At 44.4% G+C, this 1,992-nt stretch carries 1 protein-coding gene; it reads right to left on the bottom strand.

Annotated elements, in window-relative coordinates; all coding sequences use genetic code 11:
* Window positions 1–391: 391 nt before the first annotated feature.
* Window positions 392–1,885, bottom strand: coding sequence for a glycosyltransferase family 25 protein (locus G3446_RS26490; protein WP_164456648.1), 1,494 nt, complete (start codon window positions 1,883–1,885; stop codon window positions 392–394).
* Window positions 1,886–1,992 lie beyond the last annotated feature (107 nt).

The following is a 1,992-nucleotide window of genomic DNA, read 5'->3' as shown; positions in this document are numbered from 1 at the left end:
GAGCCCTCGGCCTCGAAAAGCTATTTTCTATACCCCCTGCGTACCTCCTCGATCCCGGGCTTGTCCAACAACCGGTTCAGATCGTCGCTCGCTTCGCTCGGACGATCTAACCTTATTCGTTGGACGATCTAACCTTATTCGTTAGGGGGTTTTATGGAGTGGCAGTCAATTGAAACAGCGCCGCGAGACGGGACGCATGTTTTGTTATTTGAAGCGGGGTCAATGATTGTTGGCGCATGGGATATGGTCTGTGAGTGCTGGGATGTTGTTCCAGAAATCACATGCGCTCAGGTTGATAGTCCATCTCACTGGATGTGCTTGCCTATTCCCCCGTCCTCCTAACTTCGAGTTGGGCTCAACATATTAGCTACAGAATTGAATCATCATAAATTTATTGCCCATGCTCCCACGGATAAAAGTAGCCGAACTGCTCACAATACCACGCTGCTTGAGTAAGCACCGTATGAGGGAGGGCTTGCCAATCTTCAATAGAAATTGTTGGTTTATTGTAATGTTTTCCTTTGTAAAGCTTATCTGCATTCACGGGCGAAGTATTCAAACTAACGCATTGATGCTCTTTATCTATTAAATTTAGATTAATAAGATACTCTCGTAATTTTTCTTGTTCATCTTCTATTCGGAAGACAAAATCTGTTTGATTGAGGACGATGCGTGCCCAACCAACAATCGAACACACCGATTTCTCGAGATCCGTGGAAAGACCATCTAGATTTATATTAAGCCTTGCTAATATATGCTTTTGCCGAAATTGGTATGAAGCAGGCGCATATGTATTCTCGCGAACCACGGATTCAGCTGCTTTCCCTAAATCACGCACAGGCATTATAAGATATTTCCAAGCTAACCGAAGGCGAGAACTTGAAACCAAGTCTAAAGCCCAAGGATTATTTTTGTCCTCTACGGCGAACATCCAAGAACTAATCCCATCTCTTCCAGCCTTTTCGTGCCCCACGTCCAAACCCATCTGACGGCACAGTGCTGACGCATAACCAGTGCCACATCGTGGGTGACCCGTGATAAGTAATGTTCTAAAAAATTTCTTTTTTATATGAGATTTTAAAAGTGCGCTGGCTGCGTTCGCACCCGAAATATCGTTATTCTTGTGAAGATAATCAACATGAACTTTTTTGGGGTGTATAGTTGATGGAAACTGTCCTTCTGCCCATGACAGTTCAGATGCTATAGGGGGAAATATACTGAACGACTCTCCAGGTTTCGGTGCCAATTGATGTTGATAAACATCTGCAGTGTGTCTAATTATTCCATCCCTTTCAATAAGAGCCGCTGCATAACTTCTAGTAATAGCATGACATGGATTTGCCATTTTAACGGTTTCAGCAATTTTGACGGGTGCGTCACTATCTAAGTGTTCGCCACATTTGGCCCACCCAAAGCGTAACAAGCAGTTTTTTCCCGCACTAAAGGGAATGCGACCCTCTTCAACTTCATTTTGCACCCAAGACAGCACTCGGTAGGTTTGAGGGTGCAGCCAAACGTCATCCTCCATTATTAATACTTTTTCTGCAGTACCCTCCGCAATAGTTCGCCATAGACGCCTATAGCTTAGAAAGCATGCTATTTGCTCAGGAACAAGAAAATTGTTGCAATCATCATTCCCACAATCTAGTTTTCCGCACCGAAAGCATGGGGGGTATCTTACGACGCCTCCACATTGCTCTACCGCTTCAATCTCAGGATGATCGGCGCCTATAGCATCAAAAAATCGATACTTAGTGATTCCAAACCGAGGAAGATGATCACGAATATGTTGTCGTCGTTCTATAGATGATTTTAAGCTAAGAACCCATATTTCATCGAATAAGCTGCGAAAAGGCTCTGTATTGTATAAATTTTCAATTTTCATAGATTGATTGGCAAGTTAATTCTTCGCAGCCTCCGGCGTAGGGAAACCGGTTACCCGGTTCCCCCGCCACAGACCCGGACGTGCAGTTTTCCCGCATCCGGTTCCTC

Source organism: Thiorhodococcus minor, from assembly GCF_010820565.1.
Classification (GTDB): Bacteria; Pseudomonadota; Gammaproteobacteria; order Chromatiales; family Chromatiaceae; genus Thiorhodococcus; species Thiorhodococcus minor.
This window is presented reverse-complemented; position numbering and strand designations above follow the sequence as displayed.

Coding starts and splice junctions, on each gene's coding strand:
- G3446_RS26490 (WP_164456648.1), bottom strand. CDS start 1,885: ATGAAAATTGAAAATTTATACAATACAGAGCCTTTTCGCAGCTTATTC.